This window comes from Nonomuraea mangrovi (assembly GCF_042681425.1).
Classification (GTDB): Bacteria; Actinomycetota; Actinomycetes; order Streptosporangiales; family Streptosporangiaceae; genus Nonomuraea; species Nonomuraea mangrovi.
The window spans coordinates 281,384-307,261 of sequence record NZ_JBHUFV010000022.1; the positions used below are offsets into that span (position 1 = coordinate 281,384).

Genomic DNA, 25,878 nt, shown 5'->3' on the forward strand with positions numbered 1-25,878 from the left:
GTGCCGAGCCGATCGTCAGACACACGGCCAAGCCCGGGCCGAATTCGCGACCTTTGCCAGTCATCCCGCCCCAACCTCGTTATCAGCAGATCCATCACAGGTTAGTAACGGTTTGCGGTTGAATAGGCGATGCTGAGGACCGCGTCGGTCCAAGCTTTCACCAAAGGGCCGCTCCGGCGAACGAGGTGGGCGCGGGAACGTAGCCCAGCAGCTCACCCGCCTTCGTGATATCGAGCGTGCGTTCGACGGCGAGGTGGCCCACGGCGTACCTGGTCAGCCGAGGCGGGCGGCGGGTGAAGGCGGAGATGATCTCGGCGAGCGCGGCCATCCGCATGGCGGCGCTCTCGCCGATGTAGAGCGGCCGTACGGCGAGGCGGCGCTCGCGCAGGAGCTCACGCAGCGCGGCGTCCAGCGTGACGGGATGGCTGTCGGTCACGTTGTAGGCGCCGGGCGGGGCCGTGACGCCGAGCAGGCAGGCCTGCGCGAGGTTGTCCACCGAGGTGAGGCTGAGCCTGGTCGCGCCGCTGCCGACGGCGAGCAGCCTGCCCGCCCTGATCGAGCGGAGCAGGCGGGGCAGCAGCGTGGTGTCGCCCTTGCCGTAGATCGCGTGCGGGCGCAGGACGACGGCCGCGCCCATGACGGCGTTCTCCGCGGCGGCCTTGGACGCGCCGTAGGCGTTGACGTAGCGCCTGACGGGGGCCTCGTCCTCGGTCGCCATGACGGTCGGGCGGAAGGGGTCGTAGACGCTGGCCGTGCTGACGTGGACGAACCTGGCGCCGGGGAAGGCGGCCATGGCGTTGCGGGTGCCGGTGACGTTGGCCCGCCAGATCTCCCGCGGCGGGCCCCAGTCGGTGACGCTGCCCGCGCAGTGGATCACCGCGTCGACCCGCTCGGCCGGCGGCTCGCCGTGGACCAGGTCCCACGAGGTGTACGGCAGGGCGCCCAGATCGGCGTGCGGGCGCCGACCGTACGCCAGCACCTCCCACCCCCGCGCGGCGGCGGCCCTGCACACGGCGCCGCCCACGAAGCCCGACGCGCCGGTGACCGCGACCCTCATGAGCCGACCAGCCGCCTGATCGCGTCCCTGTCGAGCTTGTCGCTGCGGCCCTTGCGGGGTAGCGCGGCGAGCGTGACGATCCGGTCGGGGAACGCGGACGCGTCCATGAGATCGGGCAGCGCCTTCCGCAGCAGCCTCTCGTCGTAGCCTGCCGTCGTGGTCAGGGCGAGGACGACCTCCTCGTCGCCCGTGTCAGGGTCGGGCAGGCCGACGACGGCCGCCTCGCCGACGCCGGGCAGCGCGGCGATGGCGGGTTCGTAGACGCCGGGATAGATGTTCACGCCGTCCCTCAGGATCATGTCCTTCTTCCTGCCGAGCAGCACCAGCCTGCCCTCGGCGTCGAGCCTGACGAGGTCGCCGGTGGCCAGTTCGGTGAGCGGCGCGTCGCCGAGGTAGCCGCGGGCGAGATGCGGCCCGCCCACGAACAACTCGCCGTCGTCCGCGACGCGGACGCGCACGCCCGGCAGCGGGGCGCCGAGCAGGTCGCCGCCCGTGGCGGCGAGCTTGTCCTCGGCGGAGGCGATCGCGATCGGCAACGCCTCGGTCAGCGCGTACACCGACAGGATGTCCGCCTTGGGCGCCGCCTCCCTCGCCCTTCTGAGGACGGCAGGCGGCGCGGGAGCGGCCCCGAGCAGGAGACAGCGCAGGCCGCCCGGCAGCCGGGGGGTGCGCTCCAGCAGCCCGTGCAGCTTCACAGGAACGGAGAAGGCGTGGGTGGCACCGCGCCGGGCCAGCTCCTCGGCCTGGTCACCGCGCCCCGGCATCGACCAGGTGGCACCGGCGATGAGCGCAGGAAGCCCCAGGATGAACTGGTCGGTGTGGACCACGTCGCCCGGCTCCATCGGCACCGCTTCGACGAACATGCGCAGACCCTCGGCCAGCGACCGCCTGGTGTGGACGACCCCCTTGGGCTGCTCGGTCGTCCCCGAGGTGAAGGCGACGACGGCCGCGTGGTCCCGCGTGACCGGCGCCGCCTGTACGGCAGGCAGCCGCCCGGCCCGCAGCGCCCCCGGCGGGACGCCCGGCAGCCACGGTCCCGTGTAGAGGTGGCGCGCTCCGGGAAACGGCTCGCGCAGGTTCGGCAGGAGCAGCCCCCGGCGCCTGGCCACCCGCTTCAACGGGCCGCTGAGCAGGTAGAGCGCCGACTCTGCGATCACCCACCTGGGCCGGGCGAGCGTCATCCGCCCGGCGAACACCTCGGGCGCGAGCCCGGGGTCGGCCAGCACCAGCGTCCCTCCTGCCGCGACCGCGCCGAGCGCCAGCGCGACGGCGTCGGGACCTGGCCGGACGGCGAACAGCACGCCGAAGTCGTCGTCGCCGCGCAGGGCGTGCGCGATCGTGAGCAGGCGCGCCTTGAGCTCACCGTAGGAGACGGGGGTCCCGTCGGGCGCGATCAGGGCGGTCCTGTCCGGGGCGCCGCCCGCGGTGGCGAGCACGCCGGAGATGATGTCGATCATGCCTTCCTGACCCAGAGGTGGGCGTAGGTCGGGATCAGCACGCCGCGGGCCGCCCTCCTGCCGACGACCCGCAGGTCGTGCTGGAGCAGGGTGGCGGCGACGGCGCGGATCTCGGCCAGCGCGAGGGGGTAGCCGATGCAGAAGTGCGGCCCGGCGCCGAACCACAGCCTGCGCAGCTCGGGCGGATGCGGGCGGGAAGGGTCGAAGGGGCCGTGGGCGCGGGCGCAGTTGTGGGTGGCGACGAGCACGCGGTCGCCCGGCCGTACCGCGACCCTGCCGACCGTGGCGGGCTCGGCGACCGAGCGCAGCATCACGGGGGTGGGGGTGGTCACCCGCATGGCCTCCTCGATGGCGCGGTCGAGGTCGCCGCCGGCGACGGGACGGTCCCTGCCGAGGTGCCCGTGGTCGTGCAGCAGCGCGACGAGGCGCGGGACGAACGTGGCCACGGTCTCCGTGCCGGTGAGGAAGAACGCCCCCGCCGCGCCCCTGGCCTCGGCCTCCGAGAGCCCGAGCGAGCGCATCCTGCCCATGACCGTGGAGGGGTCCTCGGCGAGGTAGGCGGCGGAGGCGATGTCGCCGATCCGGTCGAGGACCTCGCGGGCGGCCACCACCTGGCGGGCCGACAGCCGGCGCGTCCGCAGCGACACCATGGCCGCCACGCGCTCCCCTTCGGCGAACAGTGCCCGCGCCCGCTCGGCGGGCACCTCGCCGAGTCCGATCACCCGGCAGATCACCGAGCCCGCCATCAGCCGCATCGCGTCGACCAGGTCCACGCGCTCGCCGCCGTCCAGCCGGGCGGAGAGCTCCCTCAACGGCCGGTCGAGCACGTCGGCGACCAGCGCCGAGACCTGGGAGGGGGTGAAGAGCGGGGCCAGCTTGGCGCGCAACGCCGCGTGCGCGGCGCCCTCCATGTTGAGCAGCACCGAAGGGCCGAGCACCGGCGTCCACAGCTCGCCCGGCGAGCCGGGGCCGTCCTTGCGGAAACGCGGGTCCATGAGCACGCGGCGGGCCGTGGCGGCGTCGTTGACCACCACGCCCAGCCCGGGGACGCGCACCACAGGACCCATGCGCGCCAGCAGGCGGACCAGGGGATAGGCGAAGGGGTGCGCGGCCAGGTAGAGCCTGGTCTCGTGGCTCATCTGATGTCGATCGTCTCTGGCTTGTAGTGGTGGTCGATGTACCAGGCGAGGGTGCGGATCAGGCCGTAGGCGCGCAGGCGGCGGACCGAGCCGAACACCACGACGTCGCGGCGGGAGCCGTACGCGCCGGTGAGCCTGCGTACGCGGTTGACCAGCTCGCGGTCCTCGTGCTGCTCCTCGATCGCCGTGCGGGGGAAGCCGCCGGAGCGCTCGTAGAGGTCCGCGGTGATCGCGATGGTGGCGCCGGGCATCATGACGTACGGCCCGCGGTAGTCGGGGGAGCGGTTGCTCGGCCGTACCTTGCCGAAGAAGGCGGCGGTCTCGACCACGGCGGGGATGAGACGGCGCTCCCAGAGCTTCAGCGGGAACTCGTCGGTGCGCGCCCTGAGCTTGCCGCCGACGAGTTCCAGGCCGTCGTCGAAGGCGCGGCGGATGTTCGCGGTCCAGTCGGCGCGCGGAAGGCAGTCGGCGTCGGTCCTGGCCAGGTGGGTGGCGCCGTTGGCGATCGCGTGGCGCATGCCGGTGTCGGAGGCGGCGCCCGTGCCCTTGCGGGCCTCGTGCACGACCTCGGCGCCGAACGCGCGGGCCACCTCGGCGGTGCCGTCGGTGCTGGCGTTGTCCACGACCAGCACCGTGAAGTCGCGGTCGCGCTGCTCCCGCAGGGCGCGCAGCGTCGCCCCGATACTCGCCGCCTCGTTGTAGGCGGGCACGACGACCCAGAGCCTCATCACATCTCCGCCAGCATCACGCCCATGCTGATGCCTCCGCCGAGGCCGAGCAACGCCACCCTGTCACCCGGCGCCCAGCCGCCGAGCTGGAGTTGCAGCGGCAGCGTCGCCGACGCGCAGTTGCCGTGCTCGGGCAGGCTGACGACCAGCCTGTCCTCGGGGATGCCAAGCGTGTCGGCCAGGAAGCGCAGGTACGGCAGCGCCACCTGGTGCACGGCCACGATGGCGAAGTCGTCCCAGGACAGGCCCGTCCGCTTCAGCGCGGTGACGAAGATGTCGGGCCCTGCCTTCTCGAACGCCTCCTTCAGGCGGCGGCCGTCGCCCCTGAAGTAGGAGTACTCGTGGTCGCGCGGGTGAGCGGAGCCGCCCCCGGGCAGCGTGCCGATGTCCCAGGCGGTGCTGTCGGCGGAGAAATCGCGGTAGAAGATGCCGCGCCGCGGGTCGGCCGCGAGCAGCACCGCGGCCCCCGCGTCGGACAGCGTGTAGCCGGCGAAGGAGTCGACGAACTGCTCGCGGTCCTTCACCTGCCACCTGATCGCCCTGCTCGGTGTCTCGCCGGTGCACACCAGCACCCTGCGGTGGGCGCCGGACAGGATCAGCGCCTCGGCGACCTGGATCCCGTTGAGCAGGCTGTTGCAGGCGTTCTTCACGTCGAAGACGGGGCACGACAGGCCCAGCTTGGCCGCCACGATGTGCGCGGTCGCCGGCTCGACCATGTCCTGCGACGCCGAGGCGAAGATGAGCAGGTCCACGTCGTGGTCGAGCTGCCTGGCAGCCTCGACCGCCAGGTCGGAGGCCTGCTGGCCGTCGGCCGCCACATGCCTGCGCCTGATGCCCGTCAGACGTTCGATGAGCCCTTTGGGTGCCCTGAACCCCTCGATCCGCTCCTCGACGTCACCACTGGTCCGTATCAGGCCGGGGAGATACGTCGCTATGTCCACGATGCGCGCCTTCACCCAGAGCACGCTAGCCACCCGAGCTTGCAGAACAGTTGTCGGGGCAGGGACGGGTACGAGCCACGTCGAAACAGGCATCTCGTGACACCCACACCGGCTACTACTTCGCGGTGATCGCTCTCGGCAACTTCTTCGGCCCGCTGCTGCTCGGCCCGCTGTTCGACACCGTGGGCAGGGTGCCGATGATCTCGGCCACCTGCATCGGCTCCGGCGGGCTGCTGTTCGTCACCGCGTGGCTGTTCGCGCGGGGGCGCTGACCGCGGTCACGCTGACCGCCTGCCGGTGCGCGGTGCTGTTCGTCGCCTCGGCCGGCGCGTCGTCGGCCTACCTGACGGTGAGCGAGATCTTCCCGATGGAGACCAGGGCCATGGCCATCGCGTTCTTCTTCGCCGTCGGCACCGCGGCCGGTGGCATCGCGGGACCGCTGATCTTCGCCAACCTCGTCGCGACGCCGCTCAGTGCCGTGCGATCCGCTCGACCTGTGTGAGGTCGGCCAGGTAGAGGTGCGGCACGTCCACGAACACCCGCAGCGGGCCGCAGTCCAGGCCGAGATCCCGCGCGATCCCGGCCTGGACGTCCCTGAGCGGCACGTAGTTCAGGTAGCAGGTATAGGCGTTCTGCGAGCGGAAGGAGGCCGTCATCATCAGCGCGCCCTCCCTGATCCTGACCGCCACCGCGGCCAGGCACGGCACCGCGTCGTACGGCTCGCCCGGCCTGGTCAGCGACACCCACGCGCTCTTGCTGTACGGCTTGGCCCGCAGCAGCGTGGTCGCCCACTCGAGCTGCGGCGTCAGGCGCTGCCCGTAGCTGTACTTGAAGGGCGGGATGATGTCGGCCTCGGTGAACTTACGCGTGTAGAGGGCGTGCTTGGCGGCGTCGCCGTACCGCAGGAGTATCGGGTCGTCGTCCCACCGCACGTCGGTGATCTCGAACAGGGCCGCCTCGCCCTCGATCACCGGGCCGCGGTCGTCGTCCGCGGGCGCGCCGGACGCCTGCACGTGCCGCATGAGCCATATCCACGCCTCCCCACAAGACGCCCACCTCGTGGGCTGTGCCATCAGGTCTCCACGTTCGGGAAGTTGTACGGATTGTGGGGAAGGCGCCGCCGCCTGGTCACATTGCAGCGCACGTAGTAGACCGAGTAGTGCACGAGCGCCACCAGCAGGATGCTGAGCAGCAGCAGCGGCAGGTTGGGCTCGGCCTTGCTCAGCCCGGTGACGCCGACCGTCAGGTAGGCGGAGTTCACCAGGGCGAGCATCATGACGTTGATGCCCGGCCACGCCAGCGGCGCGTAGGTCTCCGGATATCGCGGGTCGACGGGCAGGTTGGGCGACCAGTCGAACTCGTCTTTCAGGCGGCTGACGTAGAGCAGCCTGAAGTTGTTGAGCGCCCTGGCGGTCCTGGCGTGCGCGTTGACGGCCTCGATGAGGCGCAGGAACGGCAGCACGCTCAGCAGGCCGAAGGCGGCCACCAGGGCGTAGAGGTACCACGGCACGGTGTCCCACCTGGTCAGGCTGGCCGGATTGACCACCTTGGTGCTGGTCAGCGCGATCGCGGCGGCGAAGGGCGCGGAGAGCAGGCTCATCGCGAGCCGCGTCATCTTCAGCCGCTCGTCCTTGGCGGCCAGGTGGACCGCGTAGATGCCGCTGAAGTCAACAGCGGCCAGTTGGAGGAACTGCGTCGCTTCGAGCTGCGTCGGGGGTTTCCGCATGAGCGTGCTCCTGGAATGCCAGCTACCCCCAGTATGAGCGGCGCTCTGAGTTTTGTACCAACAAATCTCAACTTGCTCTGGTCAAAGTTTGGCGCTCCACGTGGTCGATGTAGGCGGTGGGCAGGGCGTACAAGATCGCGGCCATGTCCCTGTCGTGGACGACGGGGAGCGCGGACAGCGCGTCGGAGGCCAGACCGCGGCAGTGCTCGAGCGTGTCGCGCACCATCGTGGTCTCCCTGAGCGCCGCGAGGGTGGCGTCCACGTCGTCGTGCAGCACCGAGGGGTCCTTGGCGGCGGCCCACAGCACGGGAAGCGTGTAGACGCCCTGGCGGAGATCGTTGCCCGCGGGTTTGCCCAGCCGCTCGGCGGGCGCGGTGAGGTCGAGCAGGTCGTCGAGGATCTGGAAGATCAGGCCGAACCGCTCGCCGTACAGCGCCATCCTGGTCCTGTCCTCGGCGGAGGCGTGCGCGCAGATGGCCGCGACCAGGCAGGAGGCGCGAAACAGCGCGGCGGTCTTGCCGGTGATCGAGCGCAGCGCGCTCTCGACGGTCCGCCCCCTGTCGAACTGGTCGGCCGTCTCCATGAACTGGCCCTCGGCCAGCTCCACCACTGTCGCGGCCAGCACCTCGGCGACCGGGCGGGACACCGCGGTGATCGCGGCGAGACCGGCTCTGGCGAGCATGAAGTCGCCGATCACCAGCGCCTTGCCCTCGCCCAGCTCGGCGTTGAGCGTGCGGGCGCCCCTGCGCTGCATCGCGTGGTCCATGAGGTCGTCGTGGACGAGTGAGCCTGCGTGGATCAGCTCCACGCACGCCGCCGCGGTGATCACCCGCCGGTCGGGCGTCCTGCCGAACGCCAGCGACGTGGCGAGGGTCAGCGCGGGACGCAGGCGCTTGCCGCCCGCGGTGATGATCCGGTCGGCGCCCGCGTTGATGCCAGGAAGGGCGGAGGAGCCGGCGAGCCGTCGGATCCTGGTCTCCACCTTGCGCAGGCCGTGGGCGATCGCGGGGGTGTTGAGCAACTCATCCATGCCCTCCAGCCTGGGTCGCCGCCGCTGTGGATTCCCTGAGAGCGGCTGTGAGCGGGCTCAGCGCGGGGTGCGCGCCGTACCCCCTTCTGAAGGCGATCAATGTGCGGCGCTCGATCGGCAGCGCGGTCAGCGTGACCCCTACCGGCGGGTTCGCGGCCGCGAGCAGCGGGACCAGGGCCACGCCGTGGCCCGCGGCGGCCATCAACAGGACGGTGTCGAAGTCGTCGATGTGATGAACGACACGCGGTTCGAACCCGGCGGCGTGGCAGGCGCGGACGGCCATGGTGTGGCAGAGCGTGCCGGGCGTGCTGACGATCCACGGGTCGTCACGAGCCTCGTCGAGCGTCCTCCTGGTGGTCAGGTACATCGGTTCGGTGAGCAGCGGCACGGTCTCGACGCCCTCGTCGACGACGGGCGGCACGAAGTCGTACTCGTGGACCAGCGCGACGTCCAGCTCGCCGGCGCGCAGGGCGGCGGAGACGTCGGCGGGATCGATCTCGGAGATCATCGGCTCGAGGCCAGGGTGGTCGCGCCGCAGGGCCGCCAGCGTGCGCGGCAGCAGGGCGCGGGCCGCCGTCGGGAACGCGCCGATCCGCAGCGGTCCCGTCGGGCCCGTGCGCGTGGCGGCCAGCGCGGCCTCGGCCCGCTCCAGACTTTCGAGTACGGCTTCCGCGTGCTCGACGAGCACGCGCCCCGCAGGCGTGAGGACGACCGTGCGGCCCGTCCTCTCCAGCAGCGGCAGGCCCGCCTCCCGTTCGAGCGCGCTGAGCTGCTGGGAGACGGCCGAGGCCGTGAAAGTCAGCGCGTCGGCGACGGCGGCGATCGTGCCCCTTCTCGACAGTTCGCGCAGGAGGCGGAGCTTCCTCGGATCGAGCATAAGGCGAGCTTACGGTGCACCGCAGAAACGTGAACTGGTGTTGATGGTCGGGTGTCCGTCAGGGTGAGAAGCATGCTTTCCGGAATCTACGTGCCGTTGATCACGCCCTTCGCCGCCTCGGGAGAGGTGGCGTTCGACGCGCTGGAGAAGCTGGCCGCCCGCGCGCTCGACCAGGGCGCGGCGGGGCTGGTCGCCCTGGGGACGACGGGCGAGCCTTCCACGCTCACGCCCGCCGAACGGCGAGAGGTGGTCAGGATCTGCCGCGACGTGACCGCCTCGTACGGCACGCAGCTGATCGTCGGCGACCTGGAGCTCACCGACGGGGCCACGGCCGCGCTCGTGACCGTTCCCGCGTTCGTCAGGCCGGGCGAACGCGGCGTCATCGCGCACTTCGAGCAGCTCGCCGGGCGGACGCCGGTGCCGCTGGTGATCTACCACATCCCCTACAGGACAGGGCAGGCGCTGACCGCCGCCACCCTCCGGCGGCTCGGCGAACATCCCATGATCGCCGGAGTCAAGTACGCCACGGGCGCCGTCGACCAGGACGCGATCGAGCTGCTCGGCGACCTGCCACAGGACTTCTCCGTGCTGGCGGGAGACGACACCTACCTGTCGCCCATGCTCGCGCTCGGTGCCACCGGCGGCATCCTCGCCTCCGCGCACCTGCACACCCACTCCTTCGTGTCCATGGCCGCCTCGTGGGACAGGGCGCTCGGACACCGGCTCGCCGCCATGTCGGCGCTGCTGTTCGCCGAGCCGAACCCGACCGTGATCAAGGGGGTGCTGCACGCGCACGGCCTCATCCCGACGCCTGACGTACGGCTTCCGCTGGTACCCGCGACGGCGGAATCGGTCGCCCGAGCCCTAGATTGGGGCGCGTGAACTGGCTGAGCGAGACGGAGTACGCCGCCTGGATCGGCTATCGGCGGATGCGGCTGCTCCTGGACCTGGAGATCCAGCGCGACCTGATGCGCGAGTCGGGGCTGTCCGAGCCCGACTACGACGTGCTGTCGAACCTGTCGGAGGCCTCAGGGCACCGGATGCGGCTGACCGAGCTGGCCGTACACATGCGGTGGTCGAAGAGCAGGCTCTCCCACCACATCACCCGCATGTCCGAGCGCGGGCTGGTCTGCAGGGAAGAGGTCGCCCACGACGCCCGGGGCGCGTCCATCGTGCTCACGTCCAAGGGGCTGAGCACGATCAAGGAGGCCGCGCCCGGGCACGTGGCCTCGGTACGCAGGCACTTCATCGACCTGCTCACCGAAGAGGAGCTGCGAACGCTCGCCCAGGTCTCGAGGACGGTCCTGGCGAGACTCGAATAATGGATGGACATATCGGACTTTGATCCACTAACGTCCCCGGCATGGGTTCCCTGTGATTCTCGCGACGCGTTGAGCGCCGTCATGCCCGCCTCCCGAGAATCCAGGTTCTTTCATGCAACTAGCCCTATCTCACGTTTCCATGCGTTACGCCGACCGGGTCGTCCTCGACCAGGTCTCGTTCACCGTCAAGCCCGGCGAGAAGGTCGGGGTCATCGGCGACAACGGCTCGGGCAAGTCGACGCTGCTCAAGCTGCTCGCAGGACGCGCGACCCCCACCAACGGCAGCATCACCGTGTCGGCGCCCGGCGGGGTCGGATACCTGCCGCAGACGCTCGAACTGCCGCCGACCGCCACCGTCCAGGACGCGATCGACCTGGCGCTGGCCGACATCCGCGCACTCGCCGCCGAGATGCGCGCGATGGAGGACACCCTCACACCCTCCCAGTTCGACGAGTACGCGGCGCTGATCGCCCGCTACGAGGCGCGCGGCGGATACACCGCAGACGCCAGAGTCGACGTCGCGCTGCACGGGCTCGGGCTGCCGTCCCTGCCCCGGTCGCGCACGCTCGGCTCGCTGTCGGGCGGCGAACGGTCGCGGCTCGCGCTGGCGGCGACGCTGGCGTCCTCTCCCGAACTGCTGCTGCTCGACGAGCCGACCAACGACCTCGACGACTCGGCGGTCGCCTGGCTCGAAGACCACCTGCGCGCGCACCGGGGCACGGTCGTCGCCATCACCCACGACAGGGTGTTCCTCGACCGGATCACCTCGACGATCCTGGAGGTCGACCTGAACCAGGTGCGCAGGTACGGCAACGGGTACGCCGGCTACCTCGCGGCCAAGGCGGCCGAACGGGCGGCGTGGGCGCTGGCGCACGAGGAATGGAAGGAAGAGCTGGCCCGGCACGCCGGGCTGGTGGAGGCGAACGCCGGCCGGATGGCCGCCATCCCCCGCAAAATGGTGAAGGCGGGGATGGGGACCGGCCAGTGGCGAGCCCGATCCCGCACGCATGGAGCGGCCGGCCGGATCCGGCAGTCACTGCAGCGGATGGAGTGGCTGCGGGCCAACCCCGTCCCCCCGCCGCCCGAACCGCTCCGCTTCGCCACCACCCCACCCACCACCACCACCACAACAGCACCCCCCACCACAACAGCACCCCCCACCCCGGGATCGGCCTCCGCCCTGGGATCGGCGTCGGGTTCGGCCTCCGCCCCAGGAACGGTGTCGGATTCGGTTTCCGCCATGGGGCCCGTCCCTGCCTCGGGAGCGGTGTCGGCGACGGGTTCGACTTCCGCCCCGGGATCGGCCCCTGCCTCGGGAGCGGTGTCGGCGATGGGTCCGGCTCCCACCACGGGATTGGCCTCCGCCTCAGGATCGGTGGCGGCGACGGATTCGGCTTCCGTCACAGGACCCGTTCCTGCCTCGGGAGCGGTGTCGGCGACGGGCTCGGCACCCGCCGCGGAATCGATCACCGTCGCGGGAGCGGCTCCCACCATAGGGTCGGCCACTGCCGCCTCACCCGTGGCGGCCGCCGAGCCCTCCGCCAACCCGTCGGCCGTCAACCCGTCGGCCCTCAACCCGCCGACCGTCAACCCGTCGGCCGTCAACCCGTCGGCCGTCAACCCGTCGGCCGTCAACCCGCCGGCCGTCAACCCGCCGACCGTCAACCCGCCGACCGTCAATCCGTCGGCCCTCAACCCACCTGCCGTCAACCTGGCGGTCGGCGAACCGTCTACCTCGGAACCGCTCGCGGCCGAGGGGCGGGTCGAGGCGCTGGCGGAGCTCATCGACGTCCGCGTCGGCGAGCGGCTCCGGATCCCCTCCCTGCGCATCCAGCCAGGCGAGCGGCTCCTCGTCACCGGCCCGAACGGCGCGGGCAAGACCACCCTCCTGCGCGTGCTGGCAGGTCTGGTCACCCCGGATTCAGGTTCGGTACGGCGCCCCGCCAGGATCGGCCACCTCCGTCAGGAGGAGACCACCGCCAACCCACGCTTCAGCCTGCTCAGGGCCTACGCGGCAGGACGACCGGGCACCCTCGACGAGCACGCCGACGCGCTGCTCGCCCTCGGCCTGTTCCATCCCGCCGACCTGCGCACGAAGGTGGGCGAGCTGTCGGTCGGCCAGCGTAGGCGGGTCGAACTGGCCCGCCTGGTCAGCGACCCCGCCGACCTGCTGCTCCTCGACGAACCCACCAACCACCTGTCCCCGATGCTCGTCGAGGAACTGGAGGAGGCACTGGCGGGGTACGCGGGCTCCGTGGTCCTCGTCACCCACGACCGCCGCCTCCGCGCCTCGCACACCGGCACCCACCTGGCCCTGGACAACGGCATCATCACCGCACCCCCATCCCTCTGACACCACCCCCGCCCGGATCCCACACCGCTCGGATCCCACACCGCCCAGACCCCAACGCCTGAGCGGGACTTTCGCCCGCCCGGGGCTCAATGCTCCTGCGGGACCCGCATTTCGGCGTGACCCGATGTCCGGGCGGGGTCCACCCTCCTGTCTGGGGCTCGATGCTCGGAATCCTCATCGGGGTGGGCCCCCGTCCGTCCGGGGCTCGACTCCGGCGGGACCCGCATTTCGGCGTGACCCGACGTCTGGGTGGGGCCACCCTCCTGTCTGGGGCTCGATGCTCGGAATCCTCATCGGGGTGGGCCCCTGCCCGCTCGGGGCTCAATGCTCCGGCGGGACCCGCATCTTGGCGTGACCTGATGTCCGAGCGGGCCCCACATCCTGCCCGGGACTTCGATGCCCGGGATCCTCATCGGGGTGGGCCCCTGCCCGCTCGGGGCTCAACGTTCCGGCGGGACCCCCTCGGCGTGGCCCAACGCCTCGGGCGGGACCCCCACCCTGCCCGGGACTTCAACGCCCGGAATCCTCATCAGGGTGGGACCCCGCCCGCCCCGGACTCCGCGATCGGGAGCCCGCGCTTCGGTCCCACGTGCGGTATCTCACGTACCGGGCTCATGCTCGCGGGCTCATGCCTGCCTCTGTCGGTGCGCCAGGATCGCGCGGCTCGGTCAGGAGCGGGTCGGCCGGTTCGGGGCGATCACGTCCAGGGCGTTGCGCGGTTCGCCACCGAGAAGGGTGCGCAGGTCGCCGGCCGTACCCGACATGAAACCCCCGGCGATCGACGAGTACGTGCTCATGATCATCGGCGCCTGGAACGGCTCCAGCCCCAGGCCCGCGATCGCCGCCCGCGCCTCCGCGAGGGTGACGGGCTCGTAGGTCGCGCCCAGGGCCGCCGCCACGTCGGCGCCGCCGATCGCCTCCTCGCCCACCAGCTCATACGTACGGCCGGCATGCGCGGCCGCCTCGAGCGTGACCTTCACCGCGACGTCGGCGAGGTCCTCCCTGCAGACGGCCGACAGGCGGCCGTCACCGAGCGGGGCGGTGATCGTGCCGTCGGCGTCGGGGATGGTCAGGCCGCCGAAGAACTCGGCGTACAGGCCGTTGCGCAGGATCGTCCACGCGGTGGTGCCGCGCTGGAGCCTGCGTTCGGTCCAGCGGTGGGGCAGCGCGTAGGTCAGGTGGTCGCCGTCCCCGCTCAGGCTCGTGTAGACGATGTGGCCGACGCCGGCCTTCTCCGCGGCGCTGATGGCGGCCTCGTGACGGGCGATGACGACGTCGTCCTCGCCATATCCGGCGGAGATCAGCAGCAGGATGTCGATACCGCGGAAGCCCTCCACGAGCGTGGCAGGGTCGTCGAAGTCGATGCGTCGCCGGCCGTGCTCGGGGGTGCGGCTGCCGATGACCACGTCGTCCCGGTCGGCCAGGCCCTTGACGATCAGCCGGCCGAGTGCTCCTGAAGCGCCGGTAACCAGAATCATGAAAAATCCCCTCACAGGTGGTTCTCTTGGGTAACCACTATGGTGAGGACGGCCGTCGCCCATAAGGAGGCACATTCATGTCAGCCACGCACACCGGGGTAACCACTCCAGGGGAGCCGATCGTCTCCTGCGCCGACGACTGCGGGATCAGGGAGGTGCTCGACAGGATCGGGGACAAGTGGTCGGTGCTGGTCGTGGTGGAGCTGGCGCACGGCGTGCGGCGTTTCAGGGAACTGCAGCGCGCGGTGGACGGGATCTCCCAGCGCATGCTCACGCTCACCGTGCGACGGCTGGAGCGGGACGGGCTGGTATCCCGAACGGTGTATCCGACCGTGCCGCCGCAGGTGGAGTACAAGCTGACCGAGCTGGGCCACAGCCTCACCCACCTGCTCCAGGCGATGACCGAATGGTCGGCAGCGCACCGCGAGGCCATCGCCGAGTCCCGCCGCCGCTGGGACGCCGAACACCCGGACTCCGACATCCGCTGACCTGGCGGGTTGGGGGCTTCGCCGGGGGCTGGCCTGGGGCGCCAGGGTGATCGGAGGGCTGATGGAGCGGGTGGGGTTCAGGTTCCGGGGCTCGAGGACAGTGGCCAGTGCGGGTGCCCTGGGGGTGCAGTGAACCCGATGAGACTGCCGCCTCGGGTTCGGGATCGGCTGGTGGATGGGGTGGACGGGTGGTTGCTCCGAGAGGAGCGGTGAGCCCCCGGGTTCGGGAGATCGGTGGATGGACGGCCCTCGGTGAGCCGATGAGCCGATGGGTTCCGGCCCGCGGATCGGCGGTCGGGTATCCGTAGGCGACGGTGAGTCGGCGCTCGGGGTTGACCGTGAGGGAATGAGTCGGCAGTCGGAGGAGGCGGCGGGGCGGTCACTCGGAGGAGACGGTGACTCGGGGAGGCGGTGGGGCAGTGACTCGGCGGAGACGATGGGTCAGTGACTCGTGGTCGGAGGGGCGCTGGTCGGAAAGAGTGTGGGGCGGTGGGGCGCTGGTCGGAAAGAGTGTGGGGCGGTGGTCGGAGGGAGTGTGGAGCGGTGGGGGCGGGGCGGTGGTTGGAGGTGGTGGTCTTCCGGGGCGGGGACGGGTGCGTTGACGATTGAGGGTCAGTGGTCGGGGTGGCGGAGGGCTTGGCCGATGTCGCCGACGCGGTCCGCCAGGAGGCCGATGGCGCCGACGGCGCGGGTCATCGGGTCGTCTTCCGCCCCGCCCAGCGCCTTGGTCCGCAGGTACGCCGCCTTGATGTCGTTCCACCTCGCCGCCTGCTCAGGGCTGAGCCGCCCGCGCAGCTCGGCCAGCTTCAGCAGGTTCGCCTCCGCTCCGGTGGTGAGGGTCTGCGCCTCGCCCAGATAGTGGTCGTCGATGACCTGCTCCAGCTCCACCTCGTTCATCACGGGCACGATGCGTTCGGCCAGCTTGTTCATGTTGCGGTAGGAGCCCTGGAGCCGGAACGGCGGCTCGGTCCGCGAGTCGTCGGACTGGGCGGCCGAGGCGATGTAGGCCTGGTTGTTGGCCAGCACCACCTCCTGCACCCTGATCAGTTTGCGCAGCACGCTGAGGATCTGGTCGAGCTCGACCTTGGTGTACGGGTGGCTGAGCTGGTCGGTGCGCACGCCCTCCTCGCCGCGCGCGATGCGCACCAGCAGTTCGACGTCGCCTCTGTCGCGGGTGGACAGCGGGGCGAGGACCGGGTTGGAGGTGAGGGCGTTGTCGATGTAGCTGAGCGCGAACAGGTCGTCCTTGCCGGAGAGCACGTCGCCGAGGTTCCAGACGTCGGCACGGTTGGCCAGCATGTCGGGGATGCGGAAGCGCTGCCCCGACTCGGTGTACGGGTTGCCCGCCATGCACACGGCGAACCGCTTGCCGCGCAGGTCGTAGGTGCGGGTACGGCCGTTCCAGACGCCTTCGATGCGCCGCTGGGCGTCGCACAGCGAGATGAACTTCTGCAGCAGTTCGGGCGAGGTGTGCTGGATGTCGTCGAGGTAGAGCAGGGTGTTGTTGCCCGACTCCAGGGCGAAGGAGATCTTCTCGACCTCCTGCCTGGCGGTGGCGTCGGGCGCGTCGGCGGGGTCGAGCGAGGTGACCTCGTGGCCGAGCGCGGGCCCGTTGACCTTGACGAAGAGCAGCCCGAGGCGGCTGGCGACGTACTCCATGAGCGTCGTCTTGCCGTACCCGGGAGGGGAGATGAGCAGCAGCAGGCCCATCTGGTCGGTGCGCTTGCCCGCGCCCGCAGCGCCGAGCTGTTTGGCGAGGTTGTCGCCGATCAGCGGCAGGTAGACCTCGTCGAGGAGCCGGTTGCGGACGAAGGCGCTCATGACCTTGGGCTTGTACTCCTCCAGCCTGAGCCGGTCCCGCTCCTGGGCGACGAGTTCGCCGCGGCGCTTCTGGTAGGCGCGGTAGGCGGGGACACGTTCGGCGCGGAACGCGCGCGTCCTGGCCAGCGTCTCGTCGAGGCGCAGCGTGAGGCTCCGCTCGGTGATGCGCGCGTGGGTGCCGAGCAGGCCGTCGACGGTGGCGGTGAGCGCGGCGCTGGAGTCGTGCCGCGGCAGCTCGCACAGCTGTACGGCCAGCGCCTCGGGAAGCTCGTCCGACCGGTCGAAGGCGCTCAGCCACGCCTTGGCGAGCTGGATGCGGTCGGGCAGGGCGAGCGCGCGCAGGTCCTCCTCGAACTCGCGGGTGCGGGTGGGGCCGAGCGCCTGCCGGAACCTGTCGAGGATGTTCCTGGCCGCGGCGCTGGTGACGAAGCCCTCGGGCTTGCCCGCGAGCTCCTCGACGAGGTATTCGCCGGCGAGCGCGACCACGGCGGGGTCCGCGCCGAAGGCGTGCGGAGCGAGGAAGACGGAGACGGCGGCGGACAGCTCGGCCGCGAGCGTGTCGAGCGCCTCGACCTGGCCGAAGGCGTCCCGAGCCCGCACCAGCGATGCGGCCCGTGTGGTCAATGTTTTACGTGAAACATCCTGGAGACCGAATGTCCAATAGAGCTGCGCCGCCGCGCGAGCCGCCGGAGGGTAGCGGAGCAGGCCCGCGCCGTCCTGGAGCCGCTGCAGCGCAGCGAGGATCGCGGTCGCGTCGTGGTCGTGGACGCCGCGCTCGTAACCCTCGTCGTAGCGTTCCTCCGCGGCCAGCCGTACCAGGGCCGCGAGGTCGGCGCCGGCGGGGACGGCAGGCAGCAGCGAGGCGGCCAGGTGCTCGGCGCGGTAGACGTCCGGCGTTTCGGAGACCAGCAGCTGGGACCAGAAGGGCCGGCTCTCGGCGAAGGAGTCGGGCACGGGGGAGCGGTAGTCGGTGCCGGTGATCGCGAAGTGCATGGCGCCGTCGTGCGGCACCAGGGTCAGGTCGATCGGCTGGGTGTTGACGGCGAAGGCGTGGCGGCCGAGCCTGAGCGTCTCGCCGTCGGCGGAGAACAGGTCGAGGCGGTCGCGTAGCGCTCTGCCGGCCTCCTGCTGGGCGGCCTTGACCCGGCCTTCGAGCTCCTCGGCGCGCACGGAGGCGCCGAGGTCGCGCAGCTCGCCCGCGGACGAGCGGAGCTTGGCGACCATGGGATCGGTCGCGAAGTAGGTGTTGATCTCGTCGAGGGAGGCCAGCGTCGACACGCGCCGGGTCACGCTCGCGAGGATGCGGTCGGTGGAGGCGGCGACGCGGTCGGCGCGCCTGGCCCTGTCGTCGAGCTGGGTCTGCTTGCGCGCGGAGAAGGCCTCGTAGACGTCTTCGCGCTTGGCCGTGAGCTGGGCGGCGAAGTCGTCGAACTCGCCGAAGCGGGACTCCAGCGTTTCGAGCTGGAGCATGAGGCGGCCGAGCTGCTCGTCGCAGCGTTCGGGGGTGTCGGCCATCGCCAGCGCGCCCGTGACGGCCTGGCCGAGCAGGGCGAACTCGGCGGCGAACGCGGCCCTTCCCTCGCTGGCGAGCAACTGCCTGCGGCGGCCTTCGAGGACGGCGCGGGCGCGGTTGACGCCGCCGAGGACCTCGCCGATGCGTTCGAGGATGGAGGTGCGGACGGTCGCGTCGGCGATGTCGAGCGAGCCGACCACCTCGGTGACGACCTCGAGCCCCTCGGCCTGGGCGACGAGCCGTTCGGCGACGGGGGCCGCGGCGGCGACGGTGGCGATGGCGGCCGCGTCGGCCTCCAGTCGCGAGACCGCGGCGTGGTAGCCGGTGAACGCGTCGGCGCCCTCGAGGAACGACACCGCCCTCCTGCCCACCGACGTCAGCTCGTCGGCCAGCGTGGCGACGAGGGCGTCGAGAGCGGCCAGGTCGATGTAGCGGACCTCGCGCAGCGTCACCAGCCGCCCCTGGGCGCGGCGCAGCTCGGCCAGGCGGGAGACCCAGGCGTCGGCGGAGGTCAGCGTCTCGCCGCGGGCCTGCCGTACCAGGGTCGTGGTGTCGGCGGCGGCGCTCTCCAACGTGGCGACGGCCTGGAGGGTGAGCTGGGCGACGTTCTCGTACTCGTCGAGGACCTGCTCGGCGGTGGCGCGGACGTCGCCGAGCGGGCCGCGGAGCCCCTGGTCGCCCAGCCAGTGGTAGTGGTCGAAGGCCCTGGTGCAGGCGGCGATCAGCGCCTCGAAGGTCGCCTCGGAGGGCGCCATCTCCTCGACCATGCGCGCCACCGACAGGCAGTCGGAGATGCCGCGGACCAGCTCGGCGTTGCCGATGCGCTCCAGCGGCCCGGTGCCGGTGGGCTGACCGGCGGCGTAGGTGTCGGAGACGTACGGCGTCTGCCACACCTGCATCGGATGGACGCGGGTCGGCTCCTCCGAGGTCGCCCTGAAGACCACCAGCGTGCCGTCGTCGAACAGGGAGTAGCCGTGGCACGGAAGCGGGTTGGCGACCTCCTTCCTGATCACGTTGTACGGCAGCAGCAGCGACCGGCCGTCGGCCCGCGCGTGGAAGACGTAGAGGACGTCCTCGCCGTTGGGCGAGCGGATCACCCGCTCGAACTCCAGGTCGGCCACCTGGGTGTCGAAGGTCTTGGACACCCCGGTGGACAGGTAGTAGCCGCCGGGGAAGATGATGCCCTGGTCCTCGGGAAGCCGCTGGCAGGCGAGCGCGATGCCGTCGAGCCTGGTGACGGACTTGGTGCGGGTGTTGAAGACCAGGTGCCGCCACTCGGTCTCCTTGTACGGCTTGACGCGCAGCAGGATGAGCGGCCCGATCCTGGCGTGGTCGACCTCGGCGTCGGCCAGCGACTGCAGCGGTTCGGCGACGGGCTCCTGGTAGATGCCCTCGCCGGACTCCGTGTTGTTCTCGATCTTGATGGTGAGGTCGCCGCCGACCGTCTCGACGAACACCTCGTCGTAGATCGAGATGTGGGGGTGCCTGCCGAGGACGTGGTCGTCGCGTGTGGTCGGCGTCCACTCGAAGTCGTGCGAGGGAGGGAAGACGTGGTCGCGCTCCCCCCGGTTGTCCTGGTAGGTCGTCTCCCCGTGGATGTCGACGGCCCACCGCAGGACCCGCAGGTCGGTCGGCCCCGTCTGGAAGACGGCCAGCAGCTTGCCTTCGAGGCGCCGAAGCTGGAGAAGCCTGGTCTCCTTGTAGTAGCGGTACAACTCCGCGAAGTCCTTCCGGAACGCCGGGTCGCTGAGCGCGCCCAACTGTTCCGCATCGAACCTGAACGCGTCGCCGTCGCGGCTGAACCTGTGGACGGAGAACACGTCATCCACAGCCGTCTCCGGCTTCAGGCCGATGAAGACGTTGTAGCCGAAGAGCATCAGGTCGCCGACCGAGACGATGTCGCGGGGGACGCAGTTGTTCTCCGTGCGGATCCGCTCGGTGCCGATCAGGCGGAGTTCGGCGCCGCCGAAGACCTTCAGCCGCTCCTCGTTGAGCGCCTCCGCGGCCCTCGCCAGCTCCTTGACCTGGCCGGACAGCCGGTTGCGCAACACCTCGTAGGTGCCGGCCTCCAACGCGCCCGCCCCCGACGAAAGAGACCCCGCACCCGACGAGGGGGAGGGCGTGCCGGGCGAAGAGGCGGGAGCGCCCGGCGAAGGCGAGGCCGTACCGGGGGAAAGCGGACCGGGGCCGCCGGAACCGGCGGCCCCCTCGTGGGCGGTCGTCACGTCAGCCCTTCACCGCCGTGAGCGCCGCCACCGACGACTCGGCCACGCCGAGCCTGCGCGCGCTCTCCAGGAGCTCGTGCAGCTTCGCCGTCTCGGGCCCGCCGTGCGAGATGAGCTGCATGAGCAGCGCCGACACCGACAGGTTCTTCACGTCCTCGGTGCCGATCCCGCCGACCAGCCTCGCGAGGTCCTCGGTCAGGTTCGCCGACCCGTTGAGGTACGGCTCGGCCAGCGTCCGCGTGACCGACGAGTGCTCGACGAATCCGTCGACGGCCTTCGCCGCGGTGATCGAGCCGACGACCTTGTCGAAGAACATGCTGTCGCCGCCGACGATGTCGATGTTGGCCTTGGACAGGCCCGCCGCCACGACGCTCGCCTGCGACTCGGCGACCTGCCGCTGCACGTCGATGTGCTTGAGCCTGATCTCCTTGTCGGCTTCGAGACGCAGGCGGTACTCCTCGTGCGTCCTGGTCGCCTCGTCCATGGCGGCCATGGCCTTGGCCTTCTCGATCAGACCCTCGGCCTCCGCCTTGAGCCTGTCGCCCGTGACCAGCGCCATCGCCTGCTCGCCCTCGGCCTGCGCCTTGAGCCGCTCGCCCTCGACCAGCGCCATCGCCTTCGCGCCTTCGGCCTCGGCCTTCAGCTTCTCCGCGGTCGCCATCGCCTCGGCGCGGCCGACCTTCTCGATGGCGTCGGCGCCGCGTTCCTGCACCTGGACGTCGGCCAGGCCCTTGGCGGCGGCCTCCGCCTGAAGTCCCTCGGCGAGCCTGATCTTGGCCCGCGCGTCCAGCTCAGCCGCCTGCTGCCTGGCCTCGGCCAGCGTGAGTTCCTCGCGCGCCTTGTGCTTGGCCGCCGCCTCGGCCGCCTCCGCCGCCTTGATGTCCTTGACCAGGCTCTCCTGGGCCTCCGCCTCGGCCTGGATGATCGTGGTCTGGCGCAGCCGCTCGGCCTCCTCGATGGCGCGCAGCTTCTTGATGTTCTCTTCCTGCTCGGCGACCGTCTTCTCCACCGCGATCCGCTCGCGCACGACCTCGGCGATCGACCGCTTCTCGGTCTCGACCTCCTTGTCCTTGGCGATGCGCGACAGCTCGGTCTCCCGCTCGCGGGAGATGACCTCCAGCATGCGGTCCTTCTCGATCCGCTCGCTCTCGATGGCGATGACCCGCTCGCGGTTCTTCTCGGCGACGGCGATCTCGCGGTTGCGGTTCTCGGTCTGGACGCCGAGCTGCTCGTCGGTCTTGATGTGCGCGGCCTGCGCCTTGAGCCGCTCCTCGGCCTGCACGCGGGCGATCTCCGCCTCCTCGCGCGCCTTCATCGTCTCGATCTCGCGCTTCTGCTTGATCTCCGCGTCCGCCTGGCGGCGCTTCAGCTCGAGGATGGCCTCGGCGGCGTCGACGTTCTGGCGGGTGATCTCCTTCTCCTCGCTGCGCCTGAACTCGTTGGTGCGAACGTTCTCGTTGGCGGTCAGCTCGGTGATCTTGCGGATGCCCTGGGCGTCGAGGATGTTGGCCGGGTCGAGTTTGGCCATCGGCGTCTGCTCCAGGTAGTCGATCGCCGCGTCCTCGAGGCTGTAGCCGTTGAGGTCGGTGCCGATGACCTGGATGATCTGGTCGCGGAACTCGTCACGCTTGGTGTAGAGGTCGACGAAGTCGAGCTGCTTGCCGACGGTCTTGAGCGCCTCGGAGAACTTCGCGTTGAACAGCGCCTGCAGCGTGGTCTCGTCGCTGGCTCGCTCGGTGCCGATGGCCTGGGCCACCTTGATGACGTCCTCGATGGTCTTGTTCACCCTCACGAAGAACGTGATGCGGATGTCGGCCCTGATGTTGTCGCGGCAGATCAGCCCTTCGGCTCCGGTTCGGGCGATCTCGATGGTCTTCACCGAGATGTCCATGACCTCGGCCTTGTGCAGGACGGGCAACACGACGGCGCCGGTGAAGGTCACGTCCACCCTGCGAACCTTGGAGACGATGAGCGCCTTGCCCTGTTCGACCTTTCTGAACAGCCGGCTGATCGCGAAGAGCAGGCCGATGACGACGATCAGTATGACGGCCAGCAGAATGCCGAAACCGGTTGAGATCACACTCATATGCGGTCCTCCATGACGTAGAAGAACTCGCCCTCTGCGTCGTAGTCGAAGATCAACGCGGTCTGGCCGCGGGAGAGCAGGTCGCCGCCTGTCGTCCTGACCTGGACGACGGCAGACGAGCCGTCGGAGGCGGTGACCTCGGCCTGGCCGAAGGTCGCGTCGGCTCGGCCGGTGCGCACCACGCACCGCCGGCCGACGAAGTCGTGGCGGGAGGGCTCCTTCTTGTCGGGAAAGAGCCTGCGCATGGGGATGATCAGCAGTTTCGTGCCCGTCCATCCGGCGGCGAGCGCCGCGGCGAGCACCAGCGGCCCGCCGCCGAGGAGCACCACGCCTGCCAGGCTCACGAACCACGAAAGGGCGACGAACAGCGAGAAGGCGACGGCCGCGGGGATGCCGCCGAGGCCGAGCGGGAGCTGTGCGCCGTCCAGGTCGATGTCGCCGCCCACGAACATGACCACGAGCCAGTAGCCGACGACCACGACGAGTAGGAAGCTGAAGAGCGCAGCTGGGAAGGCCAGCGCGGCGTCAACGAATGCGGGCATCGGCTCCCTCGGATAAAAGCCCCCGATATGAGGTGAATATTTCCGTGGGCGGGTTGCAGCCCGCTTGAAAAACGCTTAATGCCCCGGTACGGCCAGCCCCGTCTCGTAGGCGACGATGACCGCCTGCACCCTGTCGCGCAGGCCGAGTTTGGCGAGCACGTTGCTCACGTGCGTCTTCACGGTGTGCTCGCTGACGACCATCTCCGTGGCGATCTCGGCGTTCGACAGCCCGCGGGCGATCAGCGCGAGCGTCTCCTGCTCCCTCGCCGTGAGGACCGACAGCCGCTCCGCCGACACCGACGCCGCCGCAGGGCGGGAGGTGAACTCGGCGATCAGCCGGCTGGTGACGGTGGGCGCGAGGAGGGATTCCCCCGCGGCGACCACCCGGACCGCGTTGACCAGCTCGTCCCTGCGCACGTCCTTCAGCAGGAACCCGCTGGCCCCCGCCCGCAGGGCGTCGTAGACGTAGTCGTCGAGGTCGAACGTGGTGAGCATGAGGACCTTGGTCTCCCGCCCCACCAGCCTGGCCGCCTCGATGCCGTCCATCCTGGGCATGCGGATGTCGAGCAGCAGGACGTCGGGCCGGTGCTCCCGGACCAGCGCGACGGCCTCGATGCCGTCGCCCGCCTCGGCGACCACGTCGATGTCGGGCTGCGCGTCGAGGATCATGCTGAACCCGCCGCGCACGAGCTCCTGGTCGTCGGCGACGACCACCCTGATGCTCATCGATTCGCTCCTTGTTCCACGTGGTCCCGCTCGGGGGTGAGCGGCAGCCGTACCGAGACCTGGAAGCCCTGGCCGTCGGGTCGGGGACCGGCGGTCGCGGTGCCACCGCAGGCGGCGGCGCGTTCGCGGATGCCGATGAGGCCGTTGCCGCCCGAGGGCAGCGCGATGCCCGAGCCTGCGCCGTCGTCGGTGACGTCGATCGACAGGGCCTCGTCGCTCCAGCGGAGGACCAGGTCGGCGCGGGAGGCTCCGGCGTGCTTGACGACGTTGGTCAGCGACTCCTGCGCGATCCGGTACACCGCCACCTCGACGTCGGGCCGCAGGGGGCGGGCCGTTCCGTGCACCTGGAAGGCGACCGGCAGCGGCAGCTGGGACGTCAGCGCCGGCAGGTCGGCGACCGTGGGCTGCGGCGCGCGCGGCCCCTGCTCCTCCTTGAGCACGCCGAGCATGTGGCGCAGCTGGACCATCGCGTCGCGGCCCGCGGCGGCGATGGCGTCGAAGGCCGCCTCGGCGCGGGCGGGGTTGCTCCTGACGACCACGGGTCCCGCCTCGGCCTGCACGACCATCAGGCTGACCGCGTGCGCGAGGATGTCGTGCATGTCACGGGCGATCCTCGCCCTTTCGCGCTCGGCGGCGCGCTCGGCTTCCACTTCCCGCTCCTTCTCCAGCTGTACGGCACGCTCCTCCAGCGCGGCGGCGTACGCGCGTGAGGTGGCGGTGGCCATGCCGACGGCGTAGGCGGCGACGGCGCCCACGGTGCCGCGCACGGCGGTCTCCGACGAGCCGACCAGCAGCAGGCCGCCGCCCACCGTGACGATCAGCACCGCCACCCTCTGCCACCCGCGCGAGTAGGCGGCGACGGTGTACATGCTGATCAGGCTGGCGTACCAGACCGGCTGAGCGGGCACCGAGTCGGCCAGGTCATAGAGGGAGAGCGCGCAGGCCGTCGCCAGCATGCTGCGCACGGGAGCCTTACGCCGCCAGATCAGGGGAAGCGCGGACGCGACCACGACCGCGTAGCCCCACCAGTGCCATGGCTCGCCCGAGGAACTCTCGCCGACGAACGGCCAGATCTGGACGACCAGCACCAGAGCGGTCAGCGCGAGGTCCACCTGCAGCGGCGGGAGCGCGCGGAAGCGCTCCTTGAGGCGGGCGATTTGCGGCAGATCCGACACAGCGTCCAATCTTCCTCCTTTCTCAGGGCGCTCCATGCCATGGTCGGCGACCGGACGGGGTTCGCGGATCGCCGGTGGGAGCGGTCTGTGCTCGCTCTCAAGAGGGATCCGGCACGCGAGGTTGACCTCAGGTTTGGTTGAGGTTGCAGAGTGGGGTGACTGACACGAGGAGATGATCGAGATGAAGGCTGCGGCGTTCGCGACCCCCGGTGGGCCCGACGTGCTTCAGGTGATGGAGATCGAGACCCCGCAGGCGGGTCCCGGCCAGGTGAGAGTGCGGGTCAAGGCGGCCGGGGTGCAGCCGTACGACGCGGCGGTGCGGGCCGGATGGACCCCGCCCGGCGTGACGGGCGGGCTGCCGCGTATCCCCGGCAACGAGTTCGCCGGCGTGGTCGACCAGGTGGGCGCAGGCGTCACCGGATTCGCCGAGGGCGACGAGGTGCTCGGTTTCAGCCAGTTGAACGCCTATGCCGAGTACATCGTGGTCGGCGCCGACCAGGTGGCACCCAAGCCCCCGGAGGTGCCGTGGGCGGTGGCGGGCGGCCTGACCGCCGGGGTGCAGACGGCGGAGCTCGCCTTGACGACGATCGGCCTGAGGGAGGGCGAGACGCTGCTGGTGCACGGGGCGTCGGGCTCCGTGGGGACGGCGGCGGTGCAGATCGCCCGCAGGCTCGGCGCCACGGTGATCGGGACCGCCAGGAAGGAGAACCACGACTATCTCCGATCGCTCGGCGCGATCCCCGTCGCCTACGGGGACGGGCTGGCCGAGAGGGTCAGGGCGCTCGGCCAGGTGGACGCGGCGCTCGACGGCGCGGGAGGGCAGGCGCTCGAGGTGTCGCTGGAGCTGGTGAAGGACCCGGCGAAGATCGTCACGCTGGTGGAGCACGGCAGGGCGGCCGAGCTGGGAGTGCGGCTGGTGCAGGCGGGCCGTACGGCAGAGCGGCTCGGCAGGTACGCGGACCTGATCGCGAAGGGCGGGTTCACGTGGCTGGTCCGCCGCACGTTCCCCCTCGACCGCGCCGCCGACGCGCACAGGGAGATCGAGACGGGCCACGGACGGGGCAAGCTGGTCATCGAGATCCCCTGACCCGCCGCCCGGTCACCTGGGCCTGAACGAGGACCCGCCCCCACCGCTGATCTCGGACTGACGGCATGGGGTGCGGGTCGGGCCTTCGGATCGGTGCGCCGGTCCGG

The 25,878-nt window shown here is 70.9% G+C and carries 22 protein-coding genes; 7 read left to right on the plus strand and 15 right to left on the minus strand.

Annotated features, from left to right (window positions below; genetic code table 11):
- Positions 1–157: 157 nt before the first annotated feature.
- The 5 genes from ACFSKW_RS15590 to ACFSKW_RS15610 are packed head-to-tail and all read right to left on the minus strand — an operon-like array spanning position 158 to position 5,337.
- Entirely contained in the window at positions 158–1,057 is a 900-nt protein-coding gene (locus tag ACFSKW_RS15590) for an NAD-dependent epimerase/dehydratase family protein (RefSeq protein WP_379572938.1), read from the minus strand.
- Entirely contained in the window at positions 1,054–2,514 is a 1,461-nt protein-coding gene (locus tag ACFSKW_RS15595; RefSeq protein WP_379572939.1) for a class I adenylate-forming enzyme family protein, read from the minus strand. Before ACFSKW_RS15595 ends, ACFSKW_RS15590 begins: the two co-directional genes overlap by 4 nt.
- Positions 2,511–3,653 carry a cytochrome P450 gene (locus ACFSKW_RS15600; RefSeq protein ID WP_379572940.1) on the minus strand — a complete coding sequence of 381 codons (1,143 nt, stop codon included), beginning with the start codon at positions 3,651–3,653 and terminating at the stop codon, positions 2,511–2,513. The genes ACFSKW_RS15595 and ACFSKW_RS15600 overlap by 4 nt, the downstream gene beginning before the upstream one ends.
- Positions 3,650–4,381, minus strand: coding sequence for a glycosyltransferase (locus ACFSKW_RS15605; RefSeq protein ID WP_379572941.1), 732 nt, complete (start codon positions 4,379–4,381; stop codon positions 3,650–3,652). The genes ACFSKW_RS15600 and ACFSKW_RS15605 overlap by 4 nt, the downstream gene beginning before the upstream one ends.
- Positions 4,381–5,337 (minus strand): 3-oxoacyl-ACP synthase III family protein, encoded by a 957-nt coding sequence (locus ACFSKW_RS15610; protein WP_379572942.1) that lies wholly within the window; start codon positions 5,335–5,337, stop codon positions 4,381–4,383. The genes ACFSKW_RS15605 and ACFSKW_RS15610 overlap by 1 nt, the downstream gene beginning before the upstream one ends.
- A gap of 35 nt (positions 5,338–5,372) precedes the next feature.
- Here ACFSKW_RS15610 and ACFSKW_RS15615 point away from each other — a divergent pair, with 35 nt between their 5' ends.
- Positions 5,373–5,594, plus strand: coding sequence for a hypothetical protein (locus ACFSKW_RS15615; RefSeq protein WP_379572943.1), 222 nt, complete (start codon positions 5,373–5,375; stop codon positions 5,592–5,594).
- The gene (locus tag ACFSKW_RS15620) at positions 5,570–5,824 is read left to right on the plus strand and encodes an MFS transporter (protein ID WP_379572944.1); all 255 of its coding nucleotides are present in this window, start codon (positions 5,570–5,572) and stop codon (positions 5,822–5,824) included. Before ACFSKW_RS15615 ends, ACFSKW_RS15620 begins: the two co-directional genes overlap by 25 nt.
- On the opposite strand, the gene ACFSKW_RS15625 is transcribed toward ACFSKW_RS15620, so the two are convergent.
- From ACFSKW_RS15625 to ACFSKW_RS15640, 4 genes are all read right to left on the minus strand, one after another.
- A complete protein-coding gene (locus ACFSKW_RS15625; protein ID WP_379572945.1) occupies positions 5,793–6,344 on the minus strand; it encodes a thymidylate synthase family protein in 552 nt (183 codons plus the stop codon). The genes ACFSKW_RS15620 and ACFSKW_RS15625 overlap by 32 nt on opposite strands.
- 50 nt (positions 6,345–6,394) lie before the next feature.
- Complete coding sequence (locus ACFSKW_RS15630) at positions 6,395–7,048, minus strand: hypothetical protein (RefSeq protein ID WP_379572946.1); 654 nt, start codon at positions 7,046–7,048, stop codon at positions 6,395–6,397.
- Between the two features lie 67 nt (positions 7,049–7,115).
- Positions 7,116–8,078: a polyprenyl synthetase family protein gene (locus ACFSKW_RS15635; protein ID WP_379572947.1), complete on the minus strand. Its 963-nt coding sequence runs from the start codon at positions 8,076–8,078 to the stop codon at positions 7,116–7,118.
- A complete protein-coding gene (locus ACFSKW_RS15640) occupies positions 8,071–8,955 on the minus strand; it encodes a LysR family transcriptional regulator (protein ID WP_379572948.1) in 885 nt (294 codons plus the stop codon). The genes ACFSKW_RS15635 and ACFSKW_RS15640 overlap by 8 nt, the downstream gene beginning before the upstream one ends.
- Positions 8,956–9,027: 72 nt before the next feature.
- On the opposite strand from ACFSKW_RS15640, the gene ACFSKW_RS15645 reads away from it, so the two are divergent.
- From ACFSKW_RS15645 to ACFSKW_RS15655, 3 genes are all read left to right on the plus strand, one after another.
- Positions 9,028–9,837 carry a dihydrodipicolinate synthase family protein gene (locus ACFSKW_RS15645; protein WP_379572949.1) on the plus strand — a complete coding sequence of 270 codons (810 nt, stop codon included), beginning with the start codon at positions 9,028–9,030 and terminating at the stop codon, positions 9,835–9,837.
- Positions 9,834–10,277 (plus strand): MarR family winged helix-turn-helix transcriptional regulator, encoded by a 444-nt coding sequence (locus tag ACFSKW_RS15650; protein ID WP_379572950.1) that lies wholly within the window; start codon positions 9,834–9,836, stop codon positions 10,275–10,277. Before ACFSKW_RS15645 ends, ACFSKW_RS15650 begins: the two co-directional genes overlap by 4 nt.
- Before the next feature lie 112 nt (positions 10,278–10,389).
- Entirely contained in the window at positions 10,390–12,630 is a 2,241-nt protein-coding gene (locus ACFSKW_RS15655; RefSeq protein ID WP_379572951.1) for an ATP-binding cassette domain-containing protein, read from the plus strand.
- Between the two features lie 668 nt (positions 12,631–13,298).
- Here ACFSKW_RS15655 and ACFSKW_RS15660 read toward each other — a convergent pair.
- Positions 13,299–14,108, minus strand: coding sequence for an NAD(P)H-binding protein (locus ACFSKW_RS15660; protein WP_379572952.1), 810 nt, complete (start codon positions 14,106–14,108; stop codon positions 13,299–13,301).
- 77 nt (positions 14,109–14,185) lie between these two features.
- Here ACFSKW_RS15660 and ACFSKW_RS15665 point away from each other — a divergent pair, with 77 nt between their 5' ends.
- Positions 14,186–14,596, plus strand: a complete 411-nt coding sequence (locus tag ACFSKW_RS15665) for a winged helix-turn-helix transcriptional regulator (RefSeq protein WP_379572953.1) — start codon at positions 14,186–14,188, stop codon at positions 14,594–14,596.
- Between the two features lie 612 nt (positions 14,597–15,208).
- Here ACFSKW_RS15665 and ACFSKW_RS15670 read toward each other — a convergent pair.
- The 5 genes from ACFSKW_RS15670 to ACFSKW_RS15690 form a co-directional block, all read right to left on the minus strand.
- Positions 15,209–20,002 (minus strand): DNA repair ATPase, encoded by a 4,794-nt coding sequence (locus ACFSKW_RS15670; RefSeq protein WP_379573041.1) that lies wholly within the window; start codon positions 20,000–20,002, stop codon positions 15,209–15,211.
- A gap of 154 nt (positions 20,003–20,156) precedes the next feature.
- Positions 20,157–22,241, minus strand: a complete 2,085-nt coding sequence (locus ACFSKW_RS15675; RefSeq protein ID WP_379572954.1) for an SPFH domain-containing protein — start codon at positions 22,239–22,241, stop codon at positions 20,157–20,159.
- On the minus strand, positions 22,238–22,783 hold the full coding sequence (locus ACFSKW_RS15680) for a hypothetical protein (RefSeq protein WP_379572955.1): 546 nt from the start codon (positions 22,781–22,783) through the stop codon (positions 22,238–22,240). The genes ACFSKW_RS15675 and ACFSKW_RS15680 overlap by 4 nt, the downstream gene beginning before the upstream one ends.
- Positions 22,784–22,858: 75 nt before the next feature.
- Complete coding sequence (locus ACFSKW_RS15685) at positions 22,859–23,509, minus strand: response regulator (RefSeq protein ID WP_379572956.1); 651 nt, start codon at positions 23,507–23,509, stop codon at positions 22,859–22,861.
- Entirely contained in the window at positions 23,506–24,684 is a 1,179-nt protein-coding gene (locus ACFSKW_RS15690) for a sensor histidine kinase (RefSeq protein WP_379573042.1), read from the minus strand. Before ACFSKW_RS15690 ends, ACFSKW_RS15685 begins: the two co-directional genes overlap by 4 nt.
- 172 nt (positions 24,685–24,856) lie before the next feature.
- Here ACFSKW_RS15690 and ACFSKW_RS15695 point away from each other — a divergent pair, with 172 nt between their 5' ends.
- Positions 24,857–25,771 carry an NADP-dependent oxidoreductase gene (locus ACFSKW_RS15695; protein ID WP_379572957.1) on the plus strand — a complete coding sequence of 305 codons (915 nt, stop codon included), beginning with the start codon at positions 24,857–24,859 and terminating at the stop codon, positions 25,769–25,771.
- Positions 25,772–25,878: the final 107 nt, after the last annotated feature.